Raw genomic sequence first — 23,088 nt, 5'->3', positions numbered from 1 at the left:
CATGGAGATAAATATTGACTTGCTCCGTTACAAAGATCAGCTTCGGGTGAAGCGCCAGGCCGATAAACGGCTTATCTTTGACCGCATCCGAAAAAAGTGGCTGGTACTGCAGCCTGAGGAGATGGTACGGCAGCTGATACTGGAGTACCTTTTGCAAGAGCGGGGATACAACAGCAACCGCATTTCCATGGAGCGGGGGCTGAAGGTCAATACCCTGGACCGGCGGTTCGATCTGCTGGTTTATGATAAAGAGGTAAAGCCCTACCTGCTTATTGAGTGCAAGGCACCGCAGGTAAAGATTAGTCAGGCGGTATTTGAGCAGGTCTCCTGGTACAATTCCAGCCTGCAGGTGCCCTACCTTATGGTCACTAACGGTCGGGAAAACTACTGCTGCTGGATGGACTACGAAGCGAAGAGCTACCGGTTTCTGGACGCTGTTCCGGACCCGGGCTAAGATAACCAAAACCGCAGCTGTTTTACTGCGTTATTAAGCTGTAGGCGGTTCATCTAACCATGAAAAGCCGAAGTATTTTATAGCACTGACCAAATTATATGAAAACCGAAACCATCCTCATTACGGGCGCGAACGGCCAGATCGGTACCGTGCTCGGGCAAGCCCTTCGTGAACGGTTTGGCACCGCTAATGTCCTGTCTACAGACATCCGCGAGCCGGCTGCTTACGATTTCCCTTTTGAAACCCTTGATGTGCTCGACCGCAATGCGATGTTCGAGCTTGTCGGGAGCAGGGGCGTCACCCAGATTTATCATCTCGCTGCTATTCTATCGGCCAAAGGCGAGCTGAATCCACAGTGGGCCTGGGAGGTCAATATGTCGGGCCTGTTCAATGTCCTGGAAGCGGCTAAAAAATTTGGCTGTAAAGTCTTCAACCCCAGCTCTATTGCAGTGTACGGTGGGGAAACGCCCAAAATTGACACCCCCCAACATGCGGTACTGCAGCCCCAGACCGTCTATGGTATCAGTAAGGTAGCCGGCGAGCACTGGAGCAATTATTTTTACCAAAAGTTTGGCGTCGACGTGCGATCGGTGCGTTATCCGGGCATCGTAGGCTATCAGTCGATGCCGGGGGGCGGCACGACGGACTATGCAGTGGATATCTTCCACCATGCGGTACGCGGGGAGCGCTATACCTGTTTCCTGGCTGATCACGCCCGCCTGCCCATGATGTACATGGACGATGCGGTGCGGGCGACCATTGAAATCATGGATGCGCCAGCAGAACAGATTAAAATCAGGACCTCCTACAACATCTCTGGCATGAACTTCACACCCGCTGAAATTACTGCTGCCATACAGGCAGAAGTGCCCGGTTTTGAAGTCGCCTACGAGCCCGATTTCCGGCAAAAGATTGCTGAAAGCTGGCCGGAAAATATTGATGACGCAGAGGCCCGGGCTGATTGGGGCTGGAAGCCTGCCTATAACCTCCCGGATATGACCAGGGATATGCTCGCTAATTTGCGGGAAATGGCGTCCGCGGCATTATAAATATTCAATTTCTAAAGCACTCAACTTCAACTTATGTATAAGAATGTAGAGCCTGCCCTGGAGCAGGAACTTAGTGAAATCAAAGAAGCCGGCCTGTACAAGGAAGAGCGGATCATCACGACTCCGCAATCGGCGGCTATCAAGACACAGAGCACCGGCGAAGTCCTGAACTTCTGTGCCAATAACTACCTCGGGCTATCGTCCCATCCGGATATCCTCAAAGCCGCCAAGGATGCTATCGATACCCATGGTTTCGGGATGTCGAGCGTGCGGTTTATTTGTGGTACGCAGGACATTCATAAAGAACTGGAGCATAAAATCGCCGACTTCCTGGGCATGGAAGACACCATCCTCTACGCAGCGGCTTTTGATGCTAATGGCGGGTTATTTGAGCCCCTGCTCACTAAGGAGGACGCCATCATTTCAGATGAGCTCAACCATGCCTCCATTATTGACGGCATCCGCCTGTGCAAAGCATCCCGTTACCGCTACAAGCACAGCGATATGGCTGACCTGGAGGAAAAACTCAAGGAAGCCCAGTCTTCCCGCCGCCGCCTGATCGCTACAGATGGGGTATTTTCTATGGATGGGGATATTGCTAAACTGAATGAAATTTGCGACCTGGCAGACAAGTATGACGCCATGGTAATGGTCGATGACTGCCACGCCACCGGCTTTATCGGCAAGACTGGCCGGGGTACTCATGAATTCCATAATGTTATGGGCCGGGTGGACATCATCACCGGTACGCTTGGTAAGGCGCTGGGTGGTGCTTCCGGTGGCTTCACAGCCGCAAAGAAAGAAATTGTGGACATGCTGCGGCAGCGTTCCCGCCCGTACCTGTTTTCCAATACCCTGGCACCGGCAATTGTAGGCGCTTCCATTGAGGTGTTTGACATCCTGAGCAAGTCTACCGAGCTGCGCGACAAGCTGGAGGACAATACCACCTACTTCCGTAAAGAAATGACTGCCGCCGGTTTCGATATTCTGCCCGGGGAGGCGCCCATCGTGCCCATTATGCTATACGATGCCAAGCTGTCGCAGGACTTCGCCAACCGCCTGCTCGATGAAGGTATCTACGTGATCGGCTTCTTCTATCCGGTAGTACCTAAAGGCAAAGCCCGTATCCGGACTCAACTGTCGGCTGCTCATGACCGGGTGCACCTGGATAAGGCGATTGCTGCCTTCACGAAGGTGGGGAAGGAGCTGGGGGTGATTTAAGCACTCAAGTCTATCAGACATGTCAGGGTTGATGTTGGGCTTTTAGTAGGTTTTTCGAAGCTTTTACATTTGCGCTTCCATGCTTAAAGCTCAACCTCAGCCTTGGCTGTTTCTTTTTCAAAGATGTCTTTAAGTTGAAAACATCCTGAAGTCAGTATAATCCAAAAACAGGCAACTGTTGAGACTTTGTTTTTAGTCTGGAATGAATTATCTTGACTCTATTATAGTTTCAATCAAGTGAATAGTAAATATAAAAATGGAAAACCTTCAACAATACATAAGTATCAATCCTAATATCCGCTTTGGCAAGCCTTGCATTAAAGGGACTAGAATTGCTGTTGGAGATATTTTGCAATGGTTGGCATCAGGTATGAGTTATGAGGATATTTTGAATGACTTTCCTTCTCTCCGTCAGGAGCATATTTTGGCTGCATTATCCTTTGCAGCTTATAGAGAGCAGGTTTCTCAGATCATAGCTGCCTGAAATGAATTTATTGTTAGATGCCAATATTTCCTGGCGACTAATAAGGTTGCTTACGCCTCACTTCGAACAAATCCATCATGTAGAATAGTGCGGGCTTCCTATACCAGCTAGTGATATCGAAATATGGAATTGGGCGAAAGCTAATGATGCTATTATTGTGACAAATGACGACGATTTTTATCACTTTTTAGCCCAAAAAGGATTTCCGCCGAAAATCGTTTTACTTAGGATTGGTAACCAATCTACTAGTCATATTCAGGAATTGGTTATTCGTAATCGACAGCAAATATTGGCATTAAGCGAGAGTGAGCAGCACGGTATTCTTGAAATTGTTTGACAGGTACACTTAAGATGATACCGAAATGAGTAACGCGTCACAATTAAGTCGTTCGGGAAATTCTGCTAGTTTTACATTATTTGTTTTCTAAGTGTAATTAAAACACTATCCTTTCCCGCCCTCAAAAAATCCCTTATCTTAGGGCGCAAATACGAATTGTTAAGCATGATCAAAGCTTTTATTTTTGATTTGGACGGTGTGATTGTAGACACCGCCAAATATCACTTTATCGCCTGGAGGCGAATGGCAAATGCAGTGGGCTCGGATTTCACCGAAGAAGAAAACGAGAAGCTCAAAGGGGTCAGTCGTATGGAATCTCTCGATCTTATCCTGGAATGGGGCGGCGTGGAAAAAACAGTGGCCGAAAAGCAGGAGCTGGCTACCCAAAAGAACGAGTGGTACCGGGAGTACATTCTGAAGATGGACGATTCCGAAATACTGGAAGGCATCCTGCCCTTCCTGGACGCTGCTGAGGCACAAGGGCTGAAACTGGCGGTAGGCTCAAGCAGCAAGAACGCCACTACTATCCTTGAGCAAATCGGATTGAAAGACCGCTTCGAAGTCATCATCGATGGCAACAAACTCACCCGCAGCAAACCTGACCCACAGGTTTTTGAGATGGGCGCGGAGGCCATGGGGCTGAAACCCAACGAATGCGTGGTTTTTGAAGATGCCGAAAAAGGCGTGGACGCTGCGCTTTCCGGCGGTTTCTATGCCGTCGGCGTAGGTGGCGACAACCTGAAGCACGCCCATCATGTGGTACCTGATTTTACAAACCTCACCCCTAACGATATCCTGCAGGCCCTGCCCGCAGCAGCCATTCAATAACACGAAAAGCCTAAACCAATATGAAGGAATATTTGAAACACGACGAGTGGAGCATTATCGAAGAAGGCTTCATCCCGGAATACAACCGTATTTCCGAAAGTATTTTCAGCATCGGTAACGGCCGCTTCGGGCAACGCGCCAACTTCGAGGAGCAGTACTCCGGCGATACGCTGCCGGGCAACTACCTGGCGGGCATTTACTATCCCGACAAAACCAAGGTAGGCTGGTGGAAGATCGGCTATCCGGAATACTTTGCCAAAGTACTCAACGCTTCCAGCTGGGCGGGCATCAATATCGACTTTGACGGGGAAGCCCTTGACCTCGCAGAATGCAAAGTGGAAGACTTCCGCCGCGAGCTGAATATGAAGGAAGGCTACCTGCTGCGTACCTTTACGGCAAAAATGAAGAGCGGCCGGCGGGTGAAGGTGGAAGCTAAACGTTTCTGCAGCATCGTCCGCGATGAGATTGCCGCCCTGGAGTATCGCATCACGCCTCTGGACTTTTCCAGCCCCATCAATATTACGCCTTACGTGGATTTTGACGTCGAAAACGAAGATTCCAACTACGATGAGAAATTCTGGGTGGAGGTCGACAAGAAAGTCAAGCGCCGGCAGGGCTATGTGACAGCTGAAACGAAGAAAACCGCTTTTCAGGCTTGCACGGGCATGAAGTTTAGAATCGAGCAGGGCGGAAAGGAAGTGGACTTCGACGCCTACCGCATCGAAAAGGAGAAATATGTGGCCTGTTCGGTAGACCTGGCCTGCAAAGAGGGGGAGACCACGGTCATTTACAAGTATGCCGCCAACGTCACCTCTCTCAATTATAAGAAAAAAGAACTGATGGACCGCTGCAAGGCGGCGGTGAAGGAAGCTTATAAAGAAGGCTTCCAGTCCCTGCTACGCGAGCAGGCTATTGCCTGGGGCAATAAATGGGAAGAAGCGGATATACGCATCGAAGGCGATGTAGCCGCTCAGCAGGGCATCAGGTTCAATATTTTCCAGCTGTACCAAACTTACACCGGCGAGGATGAGCGCCTGAACATCGGCCCGAAAGGCTTCACTGGCGAGAAGTACGGGGGCAGCACGTATTGGGATACCGAAGCCTACTGCTTCCCCTTCTACCTGGCTACCGCTGATCAGTCCGTGGCTCGCAACCTGCTGGTCTACCGGTACAAGCATTTGCAAAAAGCCATCGAAAACGCCGAAAAACTCGGCTTCACCGACGGTGCTGCGCTTTACCCCATGGTGACGATGAACGGCGAGGAATCCCACAATGAATGGGAGATCACCTTTGAGGAAATTCACCGGAATGGCGCCATTGCCTACGCGATTTATGATTACATCCGCTACACCGGCGAGCAGGAGTACCTCAGCGAGTATGGGCTGGAAGTCCTCATCGGCATTGCACGCTTTTGGGCACAGCGGGTGCATTTCTCCAAGCGCAACGGACAGTACATGATGCACGGCGTTACCGGCCCGAACGAGTATGAGAACAACGTCAACAACAACTGGTACACCAACTACATCGCCAAGTGGTGTTTGGAGTATGCCATGGAGGCTATTGAATACGTAGCGCAAAACCACCCGGAGCGCTACCAGGAGATTGAAGAAAAGATCAAATTCTACCGGAACACCGAGACCGGAAAATGGAAAGACATTGCCGGTAATATCTACCTGCCGAAGGACGATGAACTGGGCATTTTAGTGCAGCATGATGGCTTCCTCGACAAGGAACTGCTCACGGTGGATGACCTGAAACCGGAAGACCGCCCCATTAACCAAAACTGGTCGTGGGACCGTATCCTGCGCTCGGTCTTTATTAAGCAGGCCGATGTATTGCAGGGGCTTTATTTCTTCGAAGACCACTTCGATACGGATACCATCCGCCGTAACTTCGACTTCTATGAGCCACGCACCGTGCATGAGTCATCACTGTCCCCCTGCGTGCACGTGATCCTTGGCGCACTGCTGGGCCGGGAGGAGAAAGCCTACGAGATGTACCTGCGCACCGCCCGCCTTGACCTTGATGATTACAATAACGATACCGAAGACGGCTGCCACATTACAAGTATGGCAGGTACATGGATGGCTTTCGTCAAAGGCTTCGGTGGTATGCGGGTCTTTAATGATACGGTGCAGTTCAGCCCGTTCATTACCAAAAACTGGCAATCTTACGCCTTTAAGGTGCGCTTCCGGGGGTACTATCTGGAGGTAAAAGTAGCCGGAGAGCAAACGCAAATCATCAATCATACCAATAAGCCATTGGAAATTATGCTCTATGGCGAGCGCCGGGAGCTGCCTGCCAACGGTACGGTTGAAGCCGCAGTGGTACACCGGCAGGGGTAGTGTTAATTCACCTGTTCTGTTAAAACAAACCTTAAGCCCCTACTTTGTAAAGTGGGGGCTTCATTTTATCTTCCCGACCAAAATTTAAACCATCTTCGCGATATGAGACGATTAAGCTGGTCTTTGCTTTTGATTTTTGGATTACTGGCCTGTACAGACGATAAACCTGCAGGTGAGGCCGGTACGGAAACCACCTCAGCGCCAACGGCAGCTGAAACGAATACATCCGGCGAAGGAATAGCTATGAAAGGTTCCTTTCAGCCTCCGGTAGCAGCGGAGCCCTCTGCACTGGTTAATACCCTGACCACCGATTTCTGGGTGTGGGAATACTATGTTGTAGATGATAAAGCGACTCGCCTGGCCAATAAGGGGCGCTGGTTTAAGTTGTCTGCAGATGGCACCTACGAAACGGGCCGCTGGGAAGATAAAACAGGCCATGGCTCCTGGCGCCTGCTGAATCAGGATGGTAAGAAGATATTGCAGTTTGATAATATTGACGACCGTCAGGATGAACAATGGGAGATACAGGGCATTAATCAGGAAAATGATACGATGACCTGGGCAGGCATCAAAGATTCAAAAACGGAAGGGGCTATTCTTAAAGCAATCAGCTTGCTGACCCGACCCACCCGACAGCAGTTTGGTGTTGCTGAATAACTGGTCTTAAATTCTATTACCATGAGAAGCCTGTTCTTTCTTCTGACTGTACTTTCTCTGTCTGCCTGCGGTAGCGGGGGAGAGGCTGAAGCTGACAATTCATCTGAGCCTATGGAACAGCCGGATCTGCTGCCTTCTGCTGCCACACCTGAGTGGGCGGCACGGGCAAACATCTACGAAGTCAATGTACGGCAATATACGCCTTCGGGTACGCTGGAGGCTTTTGCCAAACACCTGCCCCGCCTGAAGGAAATGGGGGTGGATATTCTTTGGTTTATGCCTGTGTACCCCATTTCTGAGGCCCGGCGCAAAGGCAGCCTGGGCAGTTATTATGCCGTTGCGGATTATACGGCAGTGAACCCTGCTTTTGGTACAATGGAAGAATTTAAGGCATTGGTGAAAACCATTCACGACATGGACATGCGGGCGGTTCTGGATTGGGTACCCAATCATACCGGTTGGGATCATCCCTGGATTACCGAGCATCCCGAGTACTATACTCAGGACAGCATGGGCAATGTGATAGACCCTGTTGATCCGAAAACCGGAGAATCCTGGGGCTGGACTGATGTAGCCGATTTGAATTATGATAATGCAGCGCTTCGAGAAGCTATGATCGGTGAGATGTTATTCTGGCTGGAAGAGGTAGGTGTAGATGGATTTCGTTGTGATGTGGCGGGAGAGGTGCCCGATGATTTCTGGGCACAGGCAGTTCCACGGTTGAGAGCCGCAAACCCCGGGCTGTTTATGCTGGCAGAGTCTGACCATCCGCCTCACCGGAATGAGGAATGGTTCGCTATGAATTATGGCTGGGAATTTCACCATCTGATGAACGCCATTGCCAAAGGCGAGCGGTCTCCACTAGCTATTGATACGGTCCTGGCTAAAAAAGCAGAAGTATACAACCGGGGCTACTTTATGAACTTTCTAACGAACCATGATGAGAACTCATGGCAAGGCACTATAGAGGAGCGCATGGGGCCCGCAGCAGATGCTATGGCTGTTCTGGCCTTCACCATTGATGGCATGCCTTTGATGTACAGCGGGCAGGAAGCCGGGCTCAATCACCGCCTGAAGTTTTTTGAAAAAGATACCATCCCCTGGAATGGGTTCAAAAAGACAAGGTTTTATAAAACACTGCTCGATCTGAAGCACAGCAACCCGGCATTGGGCAACGGGCTTGCCGGCGGTGTCCTGGAGCGCATTACCGTTGAAAATGCAACAGAAGAAATCTACGCCTACCGGCGCGTAAAAGGGGCGCATCAGGTAGTGGTCTTGCTCAACCTGAGCGAGGAGCCTCAAACCTTCACCCTGAGCCAGAAAGGCCTGGCCGGGGAATACACCAATGTCTTTGCAAACAGCACCGTTAAGCTTACCCCGGAAATGAGCATGAACCTCAATCCCTGGTCTTACTTGCTGCTGGAACAGTAAATGAGCTAAGGCGTTAGTTCATCTCTATGCTCCAGGAAAAAGGCGTTGAGCGATTTGGGAGGACGGTGAAGCAGGCGTTGCAATGTATGCCGGTACTGATCCGAAGGAGGGACCCGGTTGAACCGGTAGAGCACCACCTGTATAAAGGCAAACATCAGCTTGCGCCCCCGGATTAGTTTCTTAATGATAAACCACAGCGGATTAGGGTTGCTGTAGCGTATTCGGCGGTCCAGTGATTCTGATGCTATAGTGGCTACCCGGTAGTAATCCATAGGAGACGTGCCCGTAAGCGTATACTTTTGAGGCGCATCAGTCCCTTCAAGCAATACTCTTGCAGCCACTTCGGCTAATTCTTCCGTATCAATAAAAGAAAAGCGATTGCTCCCTGCCGGCACGAAAATCTCATTGCGCTGCACAATATCTTCTTTGATTTCCTGAAGAAAATTTTGCATAAAAAAACCAGGGCGCAGAAAAATGTAATTCAGCCCGCTCTGCTCAATGGCTTGTTCAATTTTATAGTGAGGCGTCCACTTGTTTTTATCTGCACTCTGAATAGACAAAAAGACGATCAGCTTTGCTTCCGCTTTAACAGCAGCTTTCAGCAAGGGCAAAATATACCCTTTGATGTCAGTCAGATTGGGTGGACGGAGTAAAAAAAGCCGGTCGATATCCTTCAGCGCGGGCTGATAACTGTAAATATCCTCAAAATCGAATTGTCTTAATTGCCAGGTCTTGGCAGCAATCTCATGGCGTGCAATCGCAGGACGTCTCACCGCAAAAAACAGACGATGCTCTGATGAAGCTTGCTGAAGATAACGGACAACGGACTTTCCTACGGTCCCTGTAGCGCCGGTAATGAGGATATTCATGTTTAATATTTTCGGTATTTTAAGGTACCAAATTTCTAGTAGCTTACAAAAGGCATTTGGTGAATGTACTCATCACTTCCCACTTGTGTAAGTATAAAATCTGCTAAATCAGCCCGCCCGATACTGGTACTGGCATTGACGCCTACCCACCCTACGCGGTAGGATCCCTTCTCGGGCTCGTCCGTCAGGCGTGGTCCGCGGACAATCACCCATTTCTGACCGCTTTCCTTCAAAACTTCGGCATGGCGTACAGCGTCATTCAATACCTTGGGTACCGCTACTTTCATGATAAACCGGATGAGCTTGTCCGGAAACTTTGGCTGGTCTTTCTCAAAAGGCAGTCCGCCCCCCGACAAGCTGATGATTTTTTTTACGCCATAAGTCTTCATTGCACTTAAAAAATTAAAAGTGCCGTCGCTTTGCAGCCATTTGGGTGACCCTTTAACATGTCCGAAAAGACTAACCACAACGTCCGTACCTTCCACCGTCCGGCTTACATCTCCTGCGTTGAGCACATCGCCCTTTACAATTTCCAGCTGAGGCGAATTTGTACTTACTTTTGAGGGGGTGCGGGCCAGCATCTTAACCTGATAGCCTTCCTCCAAAGCCTTTTTTAGAAATTCCTTCCCTGTGCCTCCGGTTCCTCCAAATAATGCGATTTTCATAGTTCTTTTTTGTTGTTCGCTACAAAAGTAATAGCTTTACTTACCTTTTGTAAGTTTTGATATGCTAACAAATTTGTAAGTGATGGGAATGAATGATACCATTATGATTCATTAAAGAAAATGGTATCATTTATTACCGTCAAACTACCAAGCTATGGAAGAAAGAAAAGTGACCTCTACCAACTACGAGAATGAGCAGGAGCTACTACAGTGCCCGGTAACTTATACCTTATCCATGATAGGAGGGCGATGGAAGGCCGCCATCATCTGGCAGCTATCGGAAGGACCAGTAAGGTTTGGTACCCTGCGCGACCGGGTAGGGAAGGTTTCCGACCGGATGCTGTCCAAGCAGCTTGGGGAGTTGCAGGAGGATGGACTGGTATGCAGAGAAGCTTACCCCGAAGTACCGCCGCGCGTAGAATATCGGCTGACGGAGAAAGGGCAGTCTTTGGAACCGGTTTTGGAAGAAATTCTAAAATGGGGGCTGGCTAACCGTGGGGCATAAAAAAACCGCCTCAGTGGGCGGTCTTCGCGAGAATTTTAATTTTCATCCTCTTGTTTCTTCAAAATGTAGGCGGCTTTAAGCACTTCTTTGCGGCGTTCTACAGAGGGTTTGGTAAAATGTTTGCGCCTACGGACTTCCTGAAGGACGCCTACTTTACGGTGCTTCCGCTTATAGCGCTTCAGGGCGCGGTCAATATTTTCTCCGCTTTTCACATCAATAATGAGCATAGATTCGATTTTCTATTCAAAAAAAATTGGGCAACGCTATCCATCGGAGCCAGGCTCCGGGTAAGAATAAGCACACTTGTCAGAAGTTTGCAGCGACAGCGCAATTGCCCTTTACAATATAACTAACAGAAAATCAAAGCATAAAGTTCCTGGTGCTCCTTAACCGGTTTGCAGCCCCTGGCTTTTGCCCATGAGGTTAGCGAGTTTATATAGTATTCGGGCTCCGACATTGGCGTCCCATTCGTGAGGATGACCGGCGGTTTCGCAAAGATCGAAGCCAATGATGTTGCGGCCGCTTTCCACTACCGCTTGCAGCAGGTAGATAGCCTGATCAAACGTAAGCCCGCCCGGTACCGGTGTGCCGGTGTTTGGGCAGAGTTCCGGCAATAGCCCGTCGATATCGAAACTGATATACACTTTTTCGGGCAGGGTGTCTACCATTTCCCGGCATAAGTTGGTCCAGGTATCGCCTTCGAATGCTCTTCTGTTCAGGTCGTGATTGAAAAATACCGTACAGCGGCTATCCTGATCTGCCAGTTTTGCTTCTGCCTCACAGTAGTCGCGTATGCCCACCTGTGTGAGTTGTGCCAGTCCTTCCAACCGGAGGGCATTATAGAAAATAGAGGCATGGGAGTAGGTGAAGCCCTCGTAGGCGGCCCTGAGGTCCATGTGCGCATCAATTTGCAGTACACCAAAGCCCGGATGGCGCTCGGAAAGGGCTTCCAGAAAGCCAAGGGGCACGCTATGCTCTCCCCCCACTATGCCAACGGCTTTGCCCTGTTTGAGCAGGGCAGTGGTTTCTGCTTTCACCCAGGCTTTGAGTTCGGTGCAGGCTTGGTTGATGTGCGTGAGCGTAGCCTCATCCACAGGTAGCCCTTCTTCCAGCTGCTCGATGTAGCGGGCGGCACCTGGCCGGAGTTCCTGAGAACGATGGAGCCAGAATTCGTCGGGCTGCCGCATAAACAAGCCCATCTTCCAGGCCTCCGGTACATCCGGGTCGTAAAGATCGAGCTGCGGAGAGGCCTCGAGGATATTGGCCGGCCCGGTAGCCGTACCTGCCCCGTAGGAAACGGTCACATCCCAGGGCACCGGTAGCAGCACGATCTGCGCGTCCTGCTCCCCGAAGGGCAGCCCGATAAAATGGCCGTTTTTCAGCCCGACACCGTTGGGGTCGAAGTTTTTGATTTTTTCTGCTTTGGAGTTGCTATTTCCCATTTATCTTTGTTAATAGTGTGACTGCTTCAGCAATGAAGGTGCAATATCTGTAAAATACCGGATTATGGAAAAAGAGACTATTCTGGAACGTATTGTAATTGATCCTAAGGTCTGTCATAGTAAGCTATGTATCCGCGGCATGAGGTATCCGGTTGGGGCTATTTTGGAATACCTGGCGGGTGGAGATCGTATTGCTGATATCCTGGAAGCGTTTCCGGATTTAGAAGAGGCAGATATTCAAGCATGCCAGCTTTATGCAAACGGGAAATTAAGAAGCAATCCATTCATTGGATAAAAACCAAAAATAGATAATGTCAAAAGTACTCATCATCGGGGCCGGCGGAGTAGGCCGGGTCGTTACTTACAAATGCGCGCAGCATCCGGAGGTATTTTCCGAGATCATGCTCGCCAGCCGTACCAAATCCAAGTGCGATGCTATTGTAGCGGATGCACAGAAAGCCACCGGGCACACCAAAATGCAGACCGCACAGGTGGATGCGGATAATGTACCGGAACTTGTCGCGCTGATCAACTCCTTCCAACCGGCATTGGTGTTGCACGTTGCGCTGCCCTATCAGGACCTGACCATTATGGAGGCCTGCCTGCAAACCGGGGTTCATTACCTCGATACCGCCAACTACGAGCCCAAAGATGAGGCGAAGTTTGAATACAGCTGGCAGTGGGCTTATCAGGACCGCTTTAAGGAAGCCGGCCTGACCGCGGTTTTGGGCTGTGGTTTTGACCCCGGCGTGACAAGCATCTTCACCGCCCGGGCCGCTAAGCACCACTTTGATGAGATGCACTACCTCGATATTGTGGACTGCAATGCAGGCGACCATGGCAAAGCCTTTGCCACCAACTTCAACCCCGAGATCAACATCCGGGAAGTCACACAAAAAGGCCGCTACTGGGAAAATGGACAGTGGGTGGAAACCGAGCCTCATGAAATCATGAAGGTGCTCAACTATCCGGACATTGGTCCCAAAGATTCCTACCTTATTTACCACGAGGAACTGGAGTCGCTGGTCAAGAACTTCCCAACCCTCAAGCGCGCCCGCTTCTGGATGACCTTTGGGCAGGAATACCTGACCCACTTACGCGTGATTCAGAATATCGGCATGGCAGGCATTGAGCCTGTGAAGTACAAAGGCATGGACGTGATCCCGCTCGAATTCCTCAAAGCCGTATTGCCTGACCCCGGTGGGCTGGGCGAAAACTATACGGGGCAGACCTCCATCGGCTGCCGCATTAAAGGCATCAAGGACGGTAGAGAGAAGACCTACTACATCTGGAACAACTGCAGCCATCAGGCCGCCTTTGACGAAACAGGCGCGCAGGGCGTTTCCTACACCACCGGTGTGCCCGCTGCACTCGGCGCTATGATGGTGCTGACCGGACAATGGGGCGGTGCCGGCGTTTTCAACGTAGAAGAATTCAACCCGGACCCGTTCCTGGACAAGCTGGGAGAGATGGGTCTGCCCTGGCAGGAGGAGACAGGAGTAGATTTAGAACTGTAAAGCGATATTCAAATGCCTGCGAAAGACTTTTACCATGGTCATGTCAAGTCTGCACTCGAAGCGGAAGGGGGGAAGATTACCCATGATCCCTTTTTTATTCGGGTAGGGCGCAGGAAAAGCTTTATTGATCTGGGCGTCGAGAAAGCAGTAATTGGAGCTGAGAAAGAAGGCTTGAAGATTGCAGTGGAAATTAAAAGCTTTCTCGGTGCTTCTGATTTGGATGAATTTGAAGACGCCTTAGGACAATTTATTATTTATTTCAATGCCCTTGAAGAAAAGGATCCTGATCGGCACCTATACATGGCTATGCCTGGTGATTTTTACGAGCGGTTCTTCGAAGATGGGTTTTTCAGGAAACTGGCTGAGCGCTATAGCCTTAAAATGATTATTTTTGATGAGAACACTAAAGCAATCCACCAATGGATAAAGTAGCGAAATACAAGGCAGTGGTAAAGACTCTGGTGGAAGATATCTATGCAATGATACCCTCTGATGAAGCAGTCGAAACGCAACTGATCCTGGATAAAGAGCGAGGGCATTTTCTTCTGTTTTCTGTAGGCTGGGAAAACGGCCACTGGGAGTACGGCAGTTTTGTCCACATAGATGTTAAATCGGATGGTAAGGTCTGGATACAACATAACGGCACAGACCTCAAGCTGGGAGACGAGCTGGAGTCTAAAGGTATTCCAAAGTCAGATATCGTCATTGGATTTCATTCCCCGCACAGCCGAACGCTCACAGAGTATGCAGTAGGGTAGTAAATCATAAACGATTCTGCTGTAATTTTCAAAAAATAATATGATCAACTACGCACAAGCCCCCTCCCCGTCCTTCCTGCTCGACGAAAGCCGCCTGCGCCGCAACCTTGAGCTCATTAGCAGCGTGCAGGAGCGCGCTGGCGTGTCGGTAATACTGGCCCTCAAAGGATTTTCCATGTGGCGGGTCTTCCCACTGGTAAAGCAGTACCTGAAAGGCGCTACCGCCAGTTCCCTGCATGAAGCCCGGCTGATTTACGAAGAGATGGGCGTGCGGGCGCATACTTATTCACCGGCGTACATCCCGGGCGAACTGGAAGAAATCCTGAAGTACAGCAGCCACCTTACCTTCAATTCGGTAGCCGAATACGAACGCCACGCCGGGCATTTGGCGAAAGCCGGTCATAAGGTATCCGCCGGCCTGCGTGTCAACCCGGAATACTCTGAGGTGGAAACGGACCTCTACAACCCGGCCGCACCCGGCTCCCGCCTAGGCATCGCGCCGGACGGGCTGGGCGAGCGCTTGCCGGAAGGCGTGGAGGGGCTGCACTTCCATACCCTCTGCGAATCGAGCTCCTTTGATTTGGAGAAAGTCCTGGCGGCTTTCGAACACCACTTTGGGCGCTTCTTCCCGCAGCTGAAGTGGGTCAACTTTGGCGGTGGCCACCTGATGACGCGGCAGGGGTACGACATCCCCCATCTTATTCAGCTCTTGCAAAAATTCCGCGAGCGCACCGGGCTGGAAGTCATTATGGAGCCGGGCAGCGCCATCGCCTGGGAGACAGGGGAGCTGGTGACCACTGTGCTGGATGTGGTGGAAAACCGGGGCGTGCGCACCGCTATCATTGACGCCTCCTTCACCGCGCACATGCCGGATACGCTGGAGATGCCCTACCTGCCGAAGATTATCGGCAGTAAGCCGGAAGGAGAGGGGCTGTATACCTACCGCATCGGTGGGGTGAGCTGCCTGGCCGGCGATTATAAGCAGGCCTATCACTTCGACCGCCCCCTTGAGCCGGGCGACCGCCTGGTGTTTTGGGATATGATCCACTATACCATGGTGAAGACCACCACATTCAATGGTGTCAGGCATCCCGACATTTGTATGTGGCGGGAGGATGGCGAGCTGGAGGTGGTCAAGCGCTTCGGGTATGAGGATTTCAAGGGGCGGTTGTCGTAATGGACAGAACTAACACAGTGGATTGAGTGGGTTTCAAATACCGGAGTCATACTCTTAGTTTGCAGATCCGTTCAATCCTCTGCTGGCCGAAGCACCTGTACCTTATCTTTCAAGACCTCAACCGAAATCGAACGGGCTTCCCCCACCAATTCTCCGTCCACCTGTAATGGCATTGGGCGGTCTGCCTCAAGCTGCAGGGTGCGGCATGGGATAATCTTCACGTAGCGCGATTTATCAATCTGCCCAATAAAGAACAGCACGCTCATCCATACCAGGTACCAACGTGGCCAGGGCAGGAAGAGGCATAGTTCGAACTGCCCGTCGTCGGTCCGGCCATCCGGGTTAACGATAGCGCCAGTGCCATAGCGGCGTGCATTGGCGAAAGTAGCCATAACACTTCGGCGGCTAAAGGTTTTTTGGTCGGTCCGAATTTTGAATTTGGCCAGTGGGCGGTTGCGGGCGACGCGGAGGAAGCTACGTGCGTACCCCAGTTGACCGCGTTGATCACCGGATTCGAATTCCTGAACAAGACGTGCGTTATACCCTGCATCCGCCAGGTGGAACGCGTGATGTTTTCCGTTGATAAGCAGCCCGTCAAGCGGTAAAGGTTGGCCCTCCAGCAGAACATCGAGCGCCTTGGGCACGTTTCCGGGAATACAAAGTTCTGTAGCAAGGCCGTTGGCAGAGCCCAGTGGTAAGATCCCCATATTTATGGGCGTCCCAAGCAGGGCACGGGCTACGAGATTGACGGTGCCATCACCTCCACAGGCGACTACTGTTTCAGGTTTTTCTTCCTGTATTAAGGTGTTGATCCGTTCAAGGTCACCCTCTCCGGTGGTTTCCATCCACTGTCCGTTGAGTTGATGTTGTTGCCACCACTTTTCTACGGTTGCTTTACAGTCCTCTTTTTCATTGCCCCCGCTGATGGGGTTGATTACGAAAAGTATTTTCTCCATAAAGATAAAACCGGTATGGCCTGCACTTGTGCGCTGGCCGCTAATATGAGTTTACTGAGCCGACATATAAGCCTTAACATAAAGAAGTGGTTAGGTATGGAAACCCCGCCGGTGGTCCTGGCTTACCGGGGTTATGGTACGCCTGACCGGGTATTCGTAAGAGGGCATGTACTGGACGACCGCCTGCTTTATGATCCGGAGCCAGGCGATAGCCTTTGGCGTAATCTGCGGGCCATGCTGAGCCGCTATCTCAGTACAACCATCCCTGATACAAAGGTAGATATTCAGTTTAACGGGCAGAGCTATCAGGTGCGGACTGATGAGCGGGGGCAGTTTGAGCTGCTGGCAGAAGGGCCGCACAAGCTTCCGGAAGGCTGGCACCCGGTGGCATTTAGGGTCCACAACCCGCTTGATAAGGGCCCATCTTTTCTTGAGCACCAGGAAGAGGTCTACATCAGTCATGGTACCCATGAGTTTGGGGTGATCTCTGATGTAGACGATACGATTCTGGTTTCCCACGCTACGGAGACTTTTCGGAAGCTGAGATTGATCCTCACCAAAAATGCGGCTACCCGGTTGCCTTTTCCGGGCGTCCCTGCGTTTTATCAGTCCCTTTGTGCAGGTAAAGAAGGGGACTGCAACAACCCGATTTTTTTTATCAGCAGCAGCGAGTGGAATTTGTATGATTTTCTGGTCGACTTTTGTCAGGCCAGGAACATCCCCAAAGGCATTTTCCTGTTGCAGGCCCTCAAGTCGGGGTTAAAAGACTTTTTCAGGACAGGTGGCGGCACGCATTCGCATAAACTGGACAAAGCGCGGCATCTTATGGAAGTCTTTCCCGATTTAAAGTTCATTCTGATAGGGGATAGCGGGCAGCACGATGCACAACTGTATGCTCAGCTATCAGAGTCTCACCCCGGCCGGGTGCTGGCTGTCTACATCCGGGATGTAACCAACCGCAAAAACAGCGAGACCATACATGCGCTGTACGCTGACCACCCTCATCTGGAAGGCAAGGTATGCTTATCAGACGATACGCTTAGGGTGGCCCGGCATGCCTTTGAACATGGCTGGATTTCAGAAGCAGGCCTCCAAACTGTCGCGCAGCAGGTTGAGGGGCATCAATCCAAATAGGCCGAAATTTTGTCAATTTCCAACTGAAATGGGCCGGCTTGCTTATCGGCGATTAGAAAACCTACCTCCCTAATGTCATCAGGTGTAATCGGAGGCACATCATTTAACGTTCGTCCTCTAAAGGTGGGCTCGAAGGCACTCCAGGGCAATTCTACTGTATGCCAGTCGCCGTCATTAGCTGTAAAGCCCGCCCGGTAAGAGACCCGGCTGTAAGGGCCACTCAGCCGTACCCTGAAATCATAGCGCTGCCCGTCACCCCGTACCCTAAGGCGTACGCCCCGGGTCCCACTCATGTCAATCTTTTCAACAGTTGCCCGGCAGGAAGCAAAGCCACCGTTATTTTCCAGTGAAACTGTACCGGAGAACTGCCCGTAACTCTCAGCATTTACGGTCATCCGGCTTTTGGAAATGCCCCCCATGACACCGTCATTAACGATTTGCCAATCGAGTTGGGTGGGATGGAAGGTTTCAATGGTAGTTTGTCCGGTCAGCATAGTACTTGTGATTAGGAAAAGCCAAAAAAGCGGTCTCATCTTTTTTCTGCCTCCAACAGTCTATCGCACCACAAGTTCATGAAAACCAGCGGGGAGGGTACAGGCAAATCCGCCCTGCTCCAGCGCTTCTGTTTTTAGGTCTTCCCCGTCACAGGTCGCTTTGGCGGGCTTGCCTGTCAGGCCAAAGAGTTCCACCCGGTAAGTGAGGTAGCCGGGTTCGTAAGTCCCTGTCTGTACCTGTCGCAGGGTAAGTTGCCCTTTGTCCTGCTGCATATTGAAACTGCTAAGCCGGTAAGCTTCTTCCTGATAGGCATAACCATCGCCGGCATCTTCGTAAAGCTCGCTTTGGCCGTTGCCGGCAAAAGCCTTTAAAGTAATTTGATCGAAGTTTTTCTCACCGGTATATTGCTGTACAGGATAGTGGGGGATGACTGCCCCCGCCTTCACATAAAGCGGGATGCGCTCCAATCCGCAGGCATTCTTTACCAATTGCCGCCCCTGATAGCGTACTCCGCTGTAGTAATCGTACCACTCGCCAGCCGGGAGATAGCCCTCGGCCTGCGTAACACCTGCTTCCAGTAGCGGCACCACCAACAAATGTTCCCCAAAGAGGAATTCTGCCTCCCGGTCTTTGACCTCCGGATTCGCCTGATCGGCAAAGGCCAGGCTGCGCAGCACCGGGCGGCCATCCTGTGTGTATTGCCGGAAAGCGGTATACAGATAAGGAAGCAATTGGTAGCGGAGTTCTACAGCAGTTTTGGAGATGCTTGTGTAGGGCTCTCCGAATGACCATGGCTCCTGGTCCATACGGTTGGCACGCTCTGCTTCGTGAATGGCATCCGCATCGGCTTCGGCAGCTCCATCCACGTTGTTGCCCATGGAGTGCACCCTGTAGAGCGGGTGAAAAGCAGCCAGCTGCATCCACCGCGCAAACAGTTCTCCATCCGGTTGCTGGCTGAAGCCTCCTACATCTGTGCCCACGAAAGAAAAACCGGATATGCTCAGCCGCTGGCATTGAATGTTGGCCAGTCGGAGGTGCTCCCAACTGGCAATATTATCGCCTGTCCAGACACTGGCGTAGCGCTGTCCGCCGCTGTAGGTGGCCCGGGTGAGGACAAAGGGGCGCTTTTGGGGCTGTAGGTTTTTTAGGCCCTCGAAGGTAGCACGGGACATTTGCTGCCCATACACATTATGCGCTTTGCGGTGGTCGCAGGGGTGCCCGTCGTAATCGTGGCGCACATTATCCGGGAAGGTAGCGATGTTGACCTTGAAGACAGCCGGTTCATTCATATCATTCCAAAAGCCACTGACCCCCTGTTCGTTGTACAATTGCTCGTAGAGCGGGCCCCACCACTCGCGCACTTCCGGGCGGGTGAAGTCCGGGAAGACACAATCCTGCGGCCATACCGGGCCACGCATAAGCTCACCGGAGGTGCGGTAGCAGAACATGTCTTTTTCTATACCCTCTTTGTACACATGGTATTCGGGGTCGACCCGAATACCCGGGTCAATCATGACGATGGTGTGAAAGCCCTGATTACGCAGGTCTTTGATCATTTTTGCCGGTTTGGGGAAATGCTCCTCATCCCAGGTGAAGCAGCGGTAGCCGTCCATATAGTCGATATCCAGATAGATGGCGTCGCAGGGGATTTGCCGGTCCCGGAATTCCTTTGCGATTTCATAGACCCGTTCTTCCGGGTAATAGCTCCAGCGGCATTGGTGAAAGCCCAGTGCCCACATGGGGGGCATCTCCGGGCGGCCAGTCAGCCAGGCATAGCGTTGAGCAACATCTGTGAGCCCGGGGCCGGCGATAAAGAAATAGTCCATTTCTCCACCATCCGCCTTAAGCAGAACCTCTCCATCATTGGTTTGGGCAAAGTCAAAGTGCGTACGGTAAGAATTGTGCAGAAAGATCCCATAACCTTTTCCTTCCTGAAGCCCGAAGAAAAAAGGAATGGTCCGGTAAAGCGGGTCGGTGTCCTTTCCGTAACCAAAGGAGTCGGTATTCCAGTGCTGCAGCCGTTGCCCGCGGAGGTTAAGGGTTCCACTCTTGTCGCCCAGCCCGTAGTAGGCGGTTTCAGAGGGTGCTTTTTGGGTAATGCTCACCTGTTCTATGCCGTTAAGGATGCTTTTCCTGCAGGCATAGGGGGCAGCGTCTTCACAGAGCAGGGTGTTACCGGGATTATCATACATGGCGACCTTAAGCCCGTCCTTAGCGATCTGGCAAATCAGGCTGTTGGTGCGTAGGGTAAGATGCTCCTCTTCTTCACTAAAGGTGAGGTCCGGCGATTGGTAGGCAGCATTAGGGTCAAGGGCATAGGAAAAGTCTGTTTCGAATTGTCCTTCCGGGGCATAACGAAACCGCATTATGTCATCTGATACAGCCTGAATGCGCAGGGCAACGCCGTTTTTTGTGGTAACGAGCAGGAGGTTGCCTTTATAAGTCGCGCGGTCAAAAGTATCCGGTGAAAGGATATCATAAACATCGGGGTATCGATCGCCGGTGGTGGTTTCGGAAACGTGTACGGGGTGTGTTGCCTTTGGAGGCTGCTGCTTGGCCATTTTGTTAGTGGTTGCCGGTTAAAAAAGCACAGCGCAAGGGTAGTGGCTGTGATTGGCAAATATAGGGTATGTTTTGTATTTGAGGCGGGCTCAGTGTGGCAGATCAGTGTCATCAGTAAGATGAGCGTCATCAGTGTACGCTTTGTCGTACTTAGAGGATGGGCAGACAGATTACAGGTGTGAGACACAATCTTATCCATGATTTCCTTTAGAGGCAGCAATCCCGAAGCCATAATCATCATCATGAATTTCAGCCCCTGCAAGATAAGATTCTATCCAGAAGCCTCGTTATGGAAGAAATAAAAAACGAGCACATGCGCTATTCCATTCTTTTACTTACCAGTTTTGCCTTTTTGCTATCCATGCCTGCCGCCCATGCCCAGCTTTTTAAAGGAAAAAAGGACACCACAGAACAGTCCACGGAAGCAAAGCCTGCAAGCCTGCAAGAGCGCCTCTTCGGCAACAAAGCCAGGCAACAGGACCTCAAGTCGGATCACCGGGAAGCAAAAGATGACCACCGCGCCGCCAAAAAAGACCGGAAGGCTGCTGAAGCCAGAGAACGGGCCGCAAGATTGCGCAAGGAAGCCATTAAAGCCGAACGCCGCGCCACCCGTGCCGAAAAACGTGCCATGAAAAAGACCGATAAAGCGGAAAATGCACAGCAACAGGCAGCCGGGGAGCACGAGCCCTTTCTCAAGCGGGTATTCAAAAACGATTAACCCCTCCGCAAAGCCTCAATTTCCTCGATGGTCTTTGGAATGGGTGGGCCCAGCACCCGGTGGCCCTCTTCGGTAACCAGTACGTTGTCTTCGATCCGGATGCCGCCAAAGTCGAGGTAAGCTTCCACTTTGTCATAATTGATAAATTCAGCATGTTGCCCTTCTGCTTTCCACTGGGCGATGAGCTCCGGAATAAAGTAAATGCCAGGCTCTACTGTGAGGACAAAGCCAGGTTGCAGGGCACGGGCCAGGCGCAGTGATTTTAAACCGAACTGTGGACTGCGTTTGAGATCATCGGTATAGCCTATATAATCTTCGCCCAAATCTTCCATATCGTGCACATCCAGCCCCATCATGTGGCCCAGGCCGTGGGGGAAGAATAAAGCGTGCGCGCCCGCTTCCACGGCAGTATCGGCATCGCCTTTCATAAGCCCCAGTTGGGTCAGTCCGGTAGTGATGATCTTCGCCGCCAGCAAGTGGATGTCTTTGTAAGGCACACCGGGTTTGATGGCCTGAATGGCTTGTTCCTCCGCATCCAGAACAATCTGGTAAATCGCTTTCTGCCGGTCTGTAAAGGTGGAGCTGACCGGGAAGGTACGGGTGATATCGCTGGCGTAGTCGGTCCTGGGAGCTGCTGCTCCAAAGTCGCAGAGGACGAGGTCGCCCTCTTTCATGATATTGCCGTGGTAGTGGTTGTGAAGGGTCTGGCCATTAACCGTAAGAATGGCGGGGTAGGCAAGGGCGCCTTCTGTGGCCAGCGCAATGCCTTCCACCATACCAGCCAGTTGTGCTTCCTTCATACCAGGTTGGGCGGTTTTGGTCGCCTGAATGTGCATTTGGCGGGTGATCGCCAGTGCGGATTCGATTTCGGCAATTTCCTCTGCCGACTTGACGGACCGCTGCGCAACGATGGCTTTGATCAATGCTTCAGAAGGTTGCAATGCCTCAACGGGCGTGCTCAGCCACCGGCTTAATTGCAGGCTGCGGTCAGCCCGGTAGGGGGGGAGGAAGTGAATAGTGCGCCCGTCTGCCCTGGCTTTTTTTAGCAATTCCTCCAATTGCTCCACGGGCAGTGCCTGTTCTGTGCCTGACAGGGTTTTGAGATCACTCAGCCCGGGCTGCGGTCCCATCCATACCACGTGCTCCACAGTCATTTCAGGAGCGAACAAAAGGGCTTCTCCGGAATCGGCATCTAATACTCCGGCTACTCCCGGCTGATTGATCCCAAAGTAATACAGGAAGCTGCTATCCTGCCGGAAGCGGTAGACGTTGTCTGCGCAATTCATCGGGCTTTCGTTGTTGCCGGGGAGTAAAATAAGGCCGCCGGGAACAGAGGCTTGTAATCGCTTTCGGCGTTCCTGATAAATGCTGGCTTTGAACATGTTGACTGTATTTTGAAGCAGGCCATAACCGCCGGCCTGCTTTGTTGAGAAAATTCCGCGGATGGGAATATATTGAATCCTCCTCATTTATTCGCCAAGTTC

The 23,088-nt window shown here is 51.4% G+C and carries 25 protein-coding genes; 17 read left to right on the top strand and 8 right to left on the bottom strand.

Annotated features, from left to right (window positions below):
- The first annotated feature begins 1 nt into the window (after position 1).
- The 9 genes from ACO08I_RS05410 to ACO08I_RS05370 all read left to right on the top strand — a co-directional run bounded on the left by ACO08I_RS05410 (position 2) and on the right by ACO08I_RS05370 (position 8,806).
- A complete protein-coding gene (locus ACO08I_RS05410; protein ID WP_044228402.1) occupies positions 2–454 on the top strand; it encodes a type I restriction enzyme HsdR N-terminal domain-containing protein in 453 nt (150 codons plus the stop codon).
- A gap of 98 nt (positions 455–552) precedes the next feature.
- Entirely contained in the window at positions 553–1,503 is a 951-nt protein-coding gene (locus tag ACO08I_RS05405) for an NAD-dependent epimerase/dehydratase family protein (RefSeq protein WP_044228399.1), read from the top strand.
- Between the two features lie 33 nt (positions 1,504–1,536).
- Entirely contained in the window at positions 1,537–2,724 is a 1,188-nt protein-coding gene (kbl, locus tag ACO08I_RS05400; protein ID WP_044228397.1) for a glycine C-acetyltransferase, read from the top strand.
- 256 nt (positions 2,725–2,980) lie between these two features.
- Entirely contained in the window at positions 2,981–3,208 is a 228-nt protein-coding gene (locus ACO08I_RS05395; RefSeq protein ID WP_044228394.1) for a DUF433 domain-containing protein, read from the top strand.
- 100 nt (positions 3,209–3,308) lie between these two features.
- Positions 3,309–3,545 (top strand): DUF5615 family PIN-like protein, encoded by a 237-nt coding sequence (locus ACO08I_RS05390; protein WP_421949708.1) that lies wholly within the window; start codon positions 3,309–3,311, stop codon positions 3,543–3,545.
- A 165-nt stretch (positions 3,546–3,710) separates the two neighbouring features.
- Positions 3,711–4,373: a beta-phosphoglucomutase gene (pgmB, locus tag ACO08I_RS05385; protein ID WP_044228388.1), complete on the top strand. Its 663-nt coding sequence runs from the start codon at positions 3,711–3,713 to the stop codon at positions 4,371–4,373.
- Between the two features lie 20 nt (positions 4,374–4,393).
- Positions 4,394–6,718, top strand: a complete 2,325-nt coding sequence (locus tag ACO08I_RS05380) for a glycoside hydrolase family 65 protein (RefSeq protein ID WP_421948738.1) — start codon at positions 4,394–4,396, stop codon at positions 6,716–6,718.
- Positions 6,719–6,820: 102 nt separating this feature from the next.
- The gene (locus ACO08I_RS05375) at positions 6,821–7,375 is read left to right on the top strand and encodes a hypothetical protein (RefSeq protein ID WP_152605261.1); all 555 of its coding nucleotides are present in this window, start codon (positions 6,821–6,823) and stop codon (positions 7,373–7,375) included.
- 21 nt (positions 7,376–7,396) lie between these two features.
- Positions 7,397–8,806, top strand: coding sequence for an alpha-amylase family glycosyl hydrolase (locus ACO08I_RS05370; RefSeq protein WP_421948737.1), 1,410 nt, complete (start codon positions 7,397–7,399; stop codon positions 8,804–8,806).
- A 5-nt stretch (positions 8,807–8,811) separates the two neighbouring features.
- Here the strand turns inward: ACO08I_RS05370 and ACO08I_RS05365 are convergent, their stop codons facing one another.
- Both ACO08I_RS05365 and ACO08I_RS05360 read right to left on the bottom strand, forming a co-directional pair.
- Positions 8,812–9,675, bottom strand: a complete 864-nt coding sequence (locus ACO08I_RS05365) for an NmrA family NAD(P)-binding protein (RefSeq protein WP_421948736.1) — start codon at positions 9,673–9,675, stop codon at positions 8,812–8,814.
- A gap of 35 nt (positions 9,676–9,710) precedes the next feature.
- Positions 9,711–10,340, bottom strand: a complete 630-nt coding sequence (locus tag ACO08I_RS05360) for an NAD(P)-dependent oxidoreductase (protein ID WP_421948735.1) — start codon at positions 10,338–10,340, stop codon at positions 9,711–9,713.
- Between the two features lie 154 nt (positions 10,341–10,494).
- Here ACO08I_RS05360 and ACO08I_RS05355 point away from each other — a divergent pair, with 154 nt between their 5' ends.
- A complete protein-coding gene (locus ACO08I_RS05355; protein WP_421948734.1) occupies positions 10,495–10,845 on the top strand; it encodes a winged helix-turn-helix transcriptional regulator in 351 nt (116 codons plus the stop codon).
- A gap of 35 nt (positions 10,846–10,880) precedes the next feature.
- Here the strand turns inward: ACO08I_RS05355 and rpsU are convergent, their stop codons facing one another.
- Together rpsU and ACO08I_RS05345 are read right to left on the bottom strand one after the other, a co-directional pair.
- Entirely contained in the window at positions 10,881–11,072 is a 192-nt protein-coding gene (gene rpsU / locus ACO08I_RS05350; RefSeq protein ID WP_044228369.1) for a 30S ribosomal protein S21, read from the bottom strand.
- 159 nt (positions 11,073–11,231) lie between these two features.
- Entirely contained in the window at positions 11,232–12,287 is a 1,056-nt protein-coding gene (locus ACO08I_RS05345) for an agmatinase family protein (RefSeq protein WP_421948733.1), read from the bottom strand.
- A 64-nt stretch (positions 12,288–12,351) separates the two neighbouring features.
- Here ACO08I_RS05345 and ACO08I_RS05340 point away from each other — a divergent pair, with 64 nt between their 5' ends.
- From ACO08I_RS05340 to nspC, 5 genes are read left to right on the top strand one after another with little or no spacing between them, the layout of a single operon-like run.
- Entirely contained in the window at positions 12,352–12,582 is a 231-nt protein-coding gene (locus tag ACO08I_RS05340; RefSeq protein WP_421948732.1) for a DUF433 domain-containing protein, read from the top strand.
- A 16-nt stretch (positions 12,583–12,598) separates the two neighbouring features.
- Positions 12,599–13,804 carry a saccharopine dehydrogenase C-terminal domain-containing protein gene (locus ACO08I_RS05335; RefSeq protein WP_421948731.1) on the top strand — a complete coding sequence of 402 codons (1,206 nt, stop codon included), beginning with the start codon at positions 12,599–12,601 and terminating at the stop codon, positions 13,802–13,804.
- Positions 13,805–13,816: 12 nt separating this feature from the next.
- Positions 13,817–14,236, top strand: coding sequence for a XisH family protein (locus ACO08I_RS05330; protein WP_421948730.1), 420 nt, complete (start codon positions 13,817–13,819; stop codon positions 14,234–14,236).
- Positions 14,224–14,562 carry a XisI protein gene (locus ACO08I_RS05325; protein WP_421948729.1) on the top strand — a complete coding sequence of 113 codons (339 nt, stop codon included), beginning with the start codon at positions 14,224–14,226 and terminating at the stop codon, positions 14,560–14,562. The genes ACO08I_RS05330 and ACO08I_RS05325 overlap by 13 nt, the downstream gene beginning before the upstream one ends.
- Positions 14,563–14,602: 40 nt before the next feature.
- Complete coding sequence (gene nspC, locus ACO08I_RS05320) at positions 14,603–15,739, top strand: carboxynorspermidine decarboxylase (RefSeq protein WP_421948728.1); 1,137 nt, start codon at positions 14,603–14,605, stop codon at positions 15,737–15,739.
- A 71-nt stretch (positions 15,740–15,810) separates the two neighbouring features.
- On the opposite strand, the gene ACO08I_RS05315 is transcribed toward nspC, so the two are convergent.
- On the bottom strand, positions 15,811–16,695 hold the full coding sequence (locus ACO08I_RS05315) for a diacylglycerol/lipid kinase family protein (protein ID WP_421948727.1): 885 nt from the start codon (positions 16,693–16,695) through the stop codon (positions 15,811–15,813).
- A gap of 96 nt (positions 16,696–16,791) precedes the next feature.
- Between ACO08I_RS05315 and ACO08I_RS05310 the strand changes: the two genes are divergently transcribed.
- The gene (locus ACO08I_RS05310; RefSeq protein ID WP_421948726.1) at positions 16,792–17,829 is read left to right on the top strand and encodes an App1 family protein; all 1,038 of its coding nucleotides are present in this window, start codon (positions 16,792–16,794) and stop codon (positions 17,827–17,829) included.
- Here the strand turns inward: ACO08I_RS05310 and ACO08I_RS05305 are convergent.
- Positions 17,817–18,323 (bottom strand): CIA30 family protein, encoded by a 507-nt coding sequence (locus tag ACO08I_RS05305; RefSeq protein WP_421948725.1) that lies wholly within the window; start codon positions 18,321–18,323, stop codon positions 17,817–17,819. The genes ACO08I_RS05310 and ACO08I_RS05305 overlap by 13 nt on opposite strands.
- A gap of 60 nt (positions 18,324–18,383) precedes the next feature.
- On the bottom strand, positions 18,384–20,885 hold the full coding sequence (locus ACO08I_RS05300; RefSeq protein WP_421948724.1) for a glycoside hydrolase family 31 protein: 2,502 nt from the start codon (positions 20,883–20,885) through the stop codon (positions 18,384–18,386).
- A 290-nt stretch (positions 20,886–21,175) separates the two neighbouring features.
- Here ACO08I_RS05300 and ACO08I_RS05295 point away from each other — a divergent pair, with 290 nt between their 5' ends.
- Entirely contained in the window at positions 21,176–21,604 is a 429-nt protein-coding gene (locus ACO08I_RS05295; RefSeq protein ID WP_421948723.1) for a hypothetical protein, read from the top strand.
- Here the strand turns inward: ACO08I_RS05295 and ACO08I_RS05290 are convergent.
- Complete coding sequence (locus ACO08I_RS05290; RefSeq protein ID WP_421948722.1) at positions 21,601–22,986, bottom strand: aminopeptidase P family protein; 1,386 nt, start codon at positions 22,984–22,986, stop codon at positions 21,601–21,603. The two genes, ACO08I_RS05295 and ACO08I_RS05290, sit on opposite strands and share 4 nt — an antisense overlap.
- Between the last annotated feature and the right edge of the window lie 102 nt (positions 22,987–23,088).

Origin of the sequence: Phaeodactylibacter xiamenensis (assembly GCF_965229835.1) — a bacterium.
Taxonomy (GTDB): domain Bacteria; phylum Bacteroidota; class Bacteroidia; order Chitinophagales; family Saprospiraceae; genus Phaeodactylibacter; species Phaeodactylibacter xiamenensis.
The sequence above is the reverse complement of the archived record's forward strand: the minus strand, read 5'-3'. Positions and strand labels throughout refer to the sequence as shown.

Coding starts and splice junctions, on each gene's coding strand:
- ACO08I_RS05410 (WP_044228402.1), top strand. CDS start 2: ATGGAGATAAATATTGACTTGCTCCGTTACAAAGATCAGCTTCGGGTG.
- ACO08I_RS05405 (WP_044228399.1), top strand. CDS start 553: ATGAAAACCGAAACCATCCTCATTACGGGCGCGAACGGCCAGATCGGT.
- kbl (WP_044228397.1), top strand. CDS start 1,537: ATGTATAAGAATGTAGAGCCTGCCCTGGAGCAGGAACTTAGTGAAATC.
- ACO08I_RS05395 (WP_044228394.1), top strand. CDS start 2,981: ATGGAAAACCTTCAACAATACATAAGTATCAATCCTAATATCCGCTTT.
- pgmB (WP_044228388.1), top strand. CDS start 3,711: ATGATCAAAGCTTTTATTTTTGATTTGGACGGTGTGATTGTAGACACC.
- ACO08I_RS05380 (WP_421948738.1), top strand. CDS start 4,394: ATGAAGGAATATTTGAAACACGACGAGTGGAGCATTATCGAAGAAGGC.
- ACO08I_RS05375 (WP_152605261.1), top strand. CDS start 6,821: ATGAGACGATTAAGCTGGTCTTTGCTTTTGATTTTTGGATTACTGGCC.
- ACO08I_RS05370 (WP_421948737.1), top strand. CDS start 7,397: ATGAGAAGCCTGTTCTTTCTTCTGACTGTACTTTCTCTGTCTGCCTGC.
- ACO08I_RS05365 (WP_421948736.1), bottom strand. CDS start 9,675: ATGAATATCCTCATTACCGGCGCTACAGGGACCGTAGGAAAGTCCGTT.
- ACO08I_RS05360 (WP_421948735.1), bottom strand. CDS start 10,340: ATGAAAATCGCATTATTTGGAGGAACCGGAGGCACAGGGAAGGAATTT.
- ACO08I_RS05355 (WP_421948734.1), top strand. CDS start 10,495: ATGGAAGAAAGAAAAGTGACCTCTACCAACTACGAGAATGAGCAGGAG.
- rpsU (WP_044228369.1), bottom strand. CDS start 11,072: ATGCTCATTATTGATGTGAAAAGCGGAGAAAATATTGACCGCGCCCTG.
- ACO08I_RS05345 (WP_421948733.1), bottom strand. CDS start 12,287: ATGGGAAATAGCAACTCCAAAGCAGAAAAAATCAAAAACTTCGACCCC.
- ACO08I_RS05340 (WP_421948732.1), top strand. CDS start 12,352: ATGGAAAAAGAGACTATTCTGGAACGTATTGTAATTGATCCTAAGGTC.
- ACO08I_RS05335 (WP_421948731.1), top strand. CDS start 12,599: ATGTCAAAAGTACTCATCATCGGGGCCGGCGGAGTAGGCCGGGTCGTT.
- ACO08I_RS05330 (WP_421948730.1), top strand. CDS start 13,817: ATGCCTGCGAAAGACTTTTACCATGGTCATGTCAAGTCTGCACTCGAA.
- ACO08I_RS05325 (WP_421948729.1), top strand. CDS start 14,224: ATGGATAAAGTAGCGAAATACAAGGCAGTGGTAAAGACTCTGGTGGAA.
- nspC (WP_421948728.1), top strand. CDS start 14,603: ATGATCAACTACGCACAAGCCCCCTCCCCGTCCTTCCTGCTCGACGAA.
- ACO08I_RS05315 (WP_421948727.1), bottom strand. CDS start 16,695: ATGGAGAAAATACTTTTCGTAATCAACCCCATCAGCGGGGGCAATGAA.
- ACO08I_RS05310 (WP_421948726.1), top strand. CDS start 16,792: ATGGAAACCCCGCCGGTGGTCCTGGCTTACCGGGGTTATGGTACGCCT.
- ACO08I_RS05305 (WP_421948725.1), bottom strand. CDS start 18,323: ATGCTGACCGGACAAACTACCATTGAAACCTTCCATCCCACCCAACTC.
- ACO08I_RS05300 (WP_421948724.1), bottom strand. CDS start 20,885: ATGGCCAAGCAGCAGCCTCCAAAGGCAACACACCCCGTACACGTTTCC.
- ACO08I_RS05295 (WP_421948723.1), top strand. CDS start 21,176: ATGGAAGAAATAAAAAACGAGCACATGCGCTATTCCATTCTTTTACTT.
- ACO08I_RS05290 (WP_421948722.1), bottom strand. CDS start 22,986: ATGTTCAAAGCCAGCATTTATCAGGAACGCCGAAAGCGATTACAAGCC.